The 6181-nt window shown below is 45.9% G+C and carries 5 protein-coding genes; 2 read left to right on the plus strand and 3 right to left on the minus strand.

Features of this window, described 5'->3' with window-relative positions:
• The first annotated feature begins 74 nt into the window (after window positions 1-74).
• A complete protein-coding gene (locus tag FD01_RS08220) occupies window positions 75-845 on the plus strand; it encodes a hypothetical protein (RefSeq protein WP_152164777.1) in 771 nt (256 codons plus the stop codon).
• A 154-nt stretch (window positions 846-999) separates the two neighbouring features.
• Here FD01_RS08220 and glmM read toward each other — a convergent pair whose 3' ends face one another.
• From glmM to cdaA, 3 genes are read right to left on the minus strand one after another with little or no spacing between them, the layout of a single operon-like run.
• Window positions 1000-2352, minus strand: coding sequence for a phosphoglucosamine mutase (glmM, locus tag FD01_RS08225; protein ID WP_056963656.1), 1353 nt, complete (start codon window positions 2350-2352; stop codon window positions 1000-1002).
• Between the two features lie 21 nt (window positions 2353-2373).
• Window positions 2374-3444: a CdaR family protein gene (locus FD01_RS08230; protein ID WP_054719345.1), complete on the minus strand. Its 1071-nt coding sequence runs from the start codon at window positions 3442-3444 to the stop codon at window positions 2374-2376.
• A 5-nt stretch (window positions 3445-3449) separates the two neighbouring features.
• Window positions 3450-4298, minus strand: a complete 849-nt coding sequence (cdaA, locus tag FD01_RS08235) for a diadenylate cyclase CdaA (RefSeq protein ID WP_056963658.1) — start codon at window positions 4296-4298, stop codon at window positions 3450-3452.
• A 332-nt stretch (window positions 4299-4630) separates the two neighbouring features.
• On the opposite strand from cdaA, the gene FD01_RS08240 reads away from it, so the two are divergent.
• On the plus strand, window positions 4631-6049 hold the full coding sequence (locus tag FD01_RS08240) for an aldehyde dehydrogenase family protein (protein ID WP_056963660.1): 1419 nt from the start codon (window positions 4631-4633) through the stop codon (window positions 6047-6049).
• The last annotated feature ends 132 nt before the right edge of the window (window positions 6050-6181 follow it).

A 6181-nucleotide genomic window follows, 5' to 3' on the forward strand; every position in this document is an offset into this window, starting at 1 on the left:
AACACCCTACGAAGTTTTCTATAATGAGACTTTGCACTTAATTTGACAATTCACCAGACAAAAATAATTATACCTTGAGTACATATTACTTTAATCAAGAATACAGACGGGCAAACGGCTTCGAAAAAATGTTCCGTGATTTTTCTAACCCTCAGCTTTCAGAATGCGATTTGGACAACAAAAGCGTCTACCAAATTCTTAACGCTTTGAGAAAACAGACGACTGACGGGCCGATTGAAATTTGGGGAAGACACACTCCGACTGGATCTATAGCTGAAGATCCTTGCGTTGTAGAATCATATTTTGAAATACAAGAAAGGCTTTCCAATTATTTCGATAAATTTGATTCAACGAAAAGTATCTACAATCATAATTCAAACCTGGATCTGCTTAATCCTCAGAACAATATTGGTGAACTTGCTAATCAAAAATGGCATCTCTACATCGGAGTATTAGCATGGAACGCAATTTGCCGCATTCAAAAAGATGAAACTTGGGTATGGCTTGACTTTGGACAGAATACATATCAATTCTGGAATAGGTCCTTCGATCCTAATGGCATTCGAACCCAATTACTTCGAATTTGGATTATTGAGAATATTTCAAATAGCCATTTCCAGCACGACTACGTTCTTCCAATCTATTCAGAAATAAATAGACTTCATGAACTTGAAAATTCTAACATTTCTTCAGCTGAATCTATAAGATCTCACATCCAATATAACATCCTAAAAACTCATGAAAAACTGTTTGGTCCCACTCTCGGACAATTGAAATATGGTCTCGTAAACATCGCGTATAATAACCTGATGTCAGATTGGGAAAGGCACACAACCGCAATATAGTTTGGAGTTCGGTTATAACAAAAAATCAATGCTTTAACATAGATTACGGCGACTATATTACAAATCAGCCTGATAGTTTTCATATTGATGATTCACAAAAATACCCGCCACTTTCGATCGATTTCGAAAGTAGCGGGTATTTGATTTGAGTGATTTACTTGTTGCCCATCACTTGTTCAACCACTTCAACGATGCTGTCAACATATTCATTGACCAAAGCTTCAGTCTTTGCTTCTGCCATGACCCGTAATAAAGCTTCAGTACCGGAAGGACGCACCAAGACGCGGCCATCGCCAGCCATTTTAGCTTCAACGTCTTCAATGGCAGTTTGGATTTCTGGATATTGCTTCCAGTTGTTCTTGTCTGCCACTGGCACGTTGACTAATTTTTGTGGATAAGTGGTCACAGGCGCAGCCAATTCAGATAAAGGCTTGCCAGTTTGGGCCATAACGTGTAGCAATTGGATCCCAGTGAGCATGCCATCACCAGTGTTATGGTAATCAGACAAAATGACGTGACCTGATTGTTCCCCACCGATGTTGTAGCCATGGGCGCGCATTTCTTCTGACACGTGACGATCACCGACGGCTGTTTGCACAGACTTCATGCCGTTGGCTTCAAGGGCTTTGTACATGCCAAGGTTTGACATCACAGTGGTAACTACCGTATCTTTTTTCAACCGGCCTTGAGACTTCATGTAACTGCCTAAGACAAACATGATCTTATCGCCATCGACAATTTGACCATTTTCATCAACGGCGATACAACGGTCGCCATCACCATCAAAGGCTAAACCGACTTGCGCACCAGATTCGACGACAAACTTCGCTAAAGCTTCTGGATGCGTGGAGCCAACGCCTTTGTTGATGTTGATGCCATCTGGCTTGGTGGCCATGGTTTCAAATTCGGTGTCGAGATCGGCAAACAAACGAGAAACCAAAGCACTAGTGGCACCGTTAGCGGCATCTAAGCACACATGAATGCCAGCCAAATCGTCAGATAAGGTTTGTTCCAAGAATTGGGTGTACTTCAAGGCGCCTTCTGGATATTCAGTCACAGAACCTAAGCCTTCTGCAGAAGGACGTGGCAAGGTGTCTTCTGGGGCATCCAACAAGGCTTCGATTTCATCTTCCGTATCGTCAGACAACTTAAAGCCATCTGGGCCAAAGAATTTGATCCCGTTGTCTTGGGCTGGGTTGTGAGAAGCGGAAATCTGGATCCCAGCCGCGGCACTTTGCACGCGAATCAAGTAGGCTACCGCTGGGGTGGTGATCACACCTAAGTTCAACACTTCGATGCCGACAGATAATAACCCTGCCGTCAACGCACTGGCTAACATTTCGCCACTGGCCCGAGTGTCGCGTGCAACCAACACTTTAGGGGTTTTATCTTGATTATGTTGGGTCAACACATACCCACCACAACGCCCTAAGCGAAACGCCATTTCTGGGGTCAATTCAGAGTTGGCCACCCCACGCACACCATCGGTACCAAAATACTTCGTCATCTTAACAATTCCTCATTTCTATTAATTGTTTGTGCTACTGCTGTCGCTGGATGCATCATCAGAACTCGAATCCGCACTGCTGCTACTGGATTTTGAACTGCTTGAGCTCGATTGCGAACTTGAACTGTTGCTGGTATTATCACTGACCGAGTATTGCACCTTAATGCTTTGCGGTGATAAGTCGGTCAACTTCGGGAACAATTTCGCCAACGTCAAGGTCTTGGTTTGTGAGGCGCTGATGCCACTGATATCAACAGGAACATTTAATTCATCGATATCTTTGAGCACTGAACTGGCCCCATAAATCGTCACATTGCTGGTGGTCGATGTCACTGTCACGGCTTTGCCACTCGGCGCATTGCCGGTTGGCTTCAAGATCAACGGCACAGATTTGGACGGAATTGAAATCGGTAACGTGACCCGTACAGTTTCAGGTGACACCACGACATTGACGGTGTTGCCATTTTCATCTAAGGCTTGCAAAATCACTTCTTGGCTCACGGATGTCTTCGTGTTGCGCTTCATCACGACGCTAGCAACGACTTGATACACCCGATTGATTTCACCTTTGGCCCCGGTGATTTCTGCCGTTTCAGCAGACAATTTTTCGTTGCCGACTGAGTAGCCTGGCGCCAAGGAGTCTTTATTGTAATGAACTTGAATCGGCATCCGGCGCGTTTTGCGATCTTGGATCTTGACTGTAATGGTTTCTGGCTTAATCTTATAGGTCAAATCTTTATTCAAACCACTTTCGGTCAAGCGGACTTTGTGGGTGCCGACACCCAGGTTTTGCAAATTGGCCATGATGCGGAAGTTTTGCGTGTTAGCAGTCACGGTGACCAAAGAAGCTGAGCCTTCGATAGCCACTTTAACTTTTTCCGGATAACCGGTGATGAAATACTTATCCGTGTCAGCATTGAGTTGCAGTGGCACGGAAATCGTTCGCTTGGCTGTCGCCGTGATGGTATTATCCGTGGACGCGTCTTGGCGGGTATTGTTGATGTTTTGCACGTTCACATACGCAAACAACCCCACAGCCAGCAAAAATGCGAGCAGGCGATAAGCCCACTTACTTTCCCAAAAATCATTCAACCATTTCATCGCTTGGTCCCTCCTTTGCCGAACTTAGAGGTAAACCATGCAACGATCGGACTTTGCTCTGCTTCTTCATCAGCTGGGACCAATTGTGCCGTCAACAACTTCATATAATCTTCGCGCGTCAAATCGCGGATCAAATGGTTGTTGTTGGTCACCGTCACGCCACCAGTTTCTTCAGAAATCACAATGGTCAACGCATCCGTCACTTCACTGATCCCAACGGCTGCGCGGTGCCTGGTCCCCAGTTCTTTAGGGATCGCGTTGGATTCTGACAGCGGCAAGTAAGCCGCCGCAACCGCCACACGGTTGTCGCGAATGATCACCGCCCCATCATGCAATGGGGTGTTGGGAATGAAAATGTTGATCAACAATTCGCCGGAAATATCGGCATCGATCGGGATCCCGGTTTCAATGTAATCTTCCAAGCCAGTATTTTGTTGAATGGTGATCAACGCCCCAATACGGCGCTTGCTCATATACTGAATGGCTTTATCCAATTGCGCCACCATGCGTTGTTCTTCCACGTGTTGGTTGGATTTGGTCCAAGGCAACACGGAACCGCGCCCTAAGTGTTCCAGCCCACGCCGAATTTCTGGTTGGAAAATGATCACTAACGCTGGCACTGACCAGGTGATGATCATGTCTGTAATGTAGCCCACGGTTTTGAGCTGTAAGTACCACGACACAATTTTGATGATCGCGATCACGAAGACGCCTTTAAGCAGTTGCACGGCTTTGGTGCCGCGAATCAACATGATCAAGCGGTACAGCGCGTACCATACCACCACAATGTCGATGGCATTGGCGACGGTTGACCACGTCAATAAATGCGTCAGGATTGACTGCATACCACGCCCTCCTAATTATTCGATTCCGCCGGTTAATGGTGGAATTGATTTTACGCACTATTATACCACGAAACTGGAACGAGACTTGAAAATGCTTGCCTGTATTGAAACAAAAAAACTTCTGTATCAGTACCTGTTTTTTGAAAACGTGGCCATTTTCAAAAGATTCCGTGATAAAAATCACAAAGACATGATAAGATGGGCATTTTGAAACTGCAGATCAGTTGCGTGAATACACCCATGATTCCCTGTTTCGCGGTGTTTTCACGGTGTTTACAAAGCATTCGGCAGAGGTTACGATAGCATCAGAAATTGAAATAGGAGCTGAGGAAATGTCAAACAATGTCACGCAAATGAATCCCCAAGCACAAGTCGAATCCGCGGTAAACGAACTCGTTGAAAATGCCCAAACTGCTTTTAAAGCTTATCAAACCTTCACCCAAGAACAAGTCGATGCCATTTGTGTTGCGGTCGTTAAAGCCGCCACTGCTCACGCCAAAGACTTAGCCTTCTTAGCTTGGAAGGAAACTGGTCGTGGGGTCGCTGAAGATAAAGCGATCAAAAATATTTATGCCTCCCAATATATTTGGAACAGCATGAAGGATCAAAAAACTGTTGGCTTGATTTCTGAAAGCCCAATGGATCACATTAAAAAATACGCTGAACCCCTTGGTGTCATCGCCGGCGTTACGCCTGTCACTAACCCAACTTCCACAGTAATTTTCAAAGCCTTGATGGCCTTGAAAACGCGCAATGCGATCATTTTTGGCTTGCACCCACAAGCACAACAATGCGGCGCGGCGACTTGCAAGATTTTAAACGAAGCGGCTGTACGTGTTGGTGCCCCAGACAACTTGATCCAATACATTCATGAACCAAGTATCGAAGCTTCCAGCGCTTTGATGAACCACCAAGGTGTCGCCTTAGTCTTAGCCACTGGCGGCCCTGGCATGGTCAAAGCCGCCTATTCAACGGGTAAGCCTGCTTTAGGCGTTGGCCCTGGTAACGCACCAGCTTATATTGAAGCCACTGCCGACATCGAAGCGACGGTCAACGACATCACCTTGTCTAAGTCCTTTGATAACTCCATGATCTGTGCTTCTGAAAACTCGATCGTCGTCGATCGTGCCATTTACCCACAAATCAAAGCCAGCTTTGAAAAACACCACGCTTACTTTGTGCCAGAAAATGAAGTGGAAAAGTTATCTGAAGCCGTCATCGATCCACAACGTCGCACTGTGCGTGGTCCAATTGCTGGCCAATCTGCTGAACATATTGCCAAACTTGCTGGCATCAAAGTTCCAAAAGGTACGAAATTATTGATCGCCAAGCTCGATGGCATCGGGCCAAACTTCTTGTTATCTGGCGAAAAGCTTTGCCCAGTATTGTCCATGTACATCGCCAATGATCATGAATCTGGCTTTGCCCTTTGCCGCGCCTTGCTTGATTATGGTGGCTTAGGTCATACGGCTGCCATTCACACGCAAGACATGCAACTCGCTGATGAATTCGGCGAACAAATGCCTGCATGCCGGGTATTGGTCAACACCCCAGCATCCTTAGGTGGCATCGGTGGTTTGTTCAACAAACTCGCCCCATCATTGACGCTTGGCACAGGTTCTTATGGGAAGAACTCCATTTCTCACAACTTGACGGCCATGGATTTGCTGAACATCAAGACTGTCGCTGGTGCAACACGTCACCCGAACGAATTGATCGGCGAACTGCGTGACTTGATCCACAGCCGTTAATCCGCACGTCATTTGAAAAATTTTGCCGAATTTTTGCAGACCATCACCGTATGGTCTGTTTTTTTGGGGTGAATTTTCAAATTAAGTGCAAAGTCTCATTATAGAAAACTTCGTAGGGTGTTCTCCAACCCA

It is taken from the genome of Lacticaseibacillus manihotivorans DSM 13343 = JCM 12514 (assembly GCF_001435035.1).
In the GTDB taxonomy this organism is placed as follows: domain Bacteria; phylum Bacillota; class Bacilli; order Lactobacillales; family Lactobacillaceae; genus Lacticaseibacillus; species Lacticaseibacillus manihotivorans.

What these genes read in the sequence shown, in the direction of transcription:
- glmM (WP_056963656.1), bottom strand. Translation starts at nt 2,352, where the DNA reads ATGACGAAGTATTTTGGTACCGATGGTGTGCGTGGGGTGGCCAACTCT.
- cdaA (WP_056963658.1), bottom strand. Translation starts at nt 4,298, where the DNA reads ATGCAGTCAATCCTGACGCATTTATTGACGTGGTCAACCGTCGCCAAT.
- FD01_RS08240 (WP_056963660.1), top strand. Translation starts at nt 4,631, where the DNA reads ATGTCAAACAATGTCACGCAAATGAATCCCCAAGCACAAGTCGAATCC.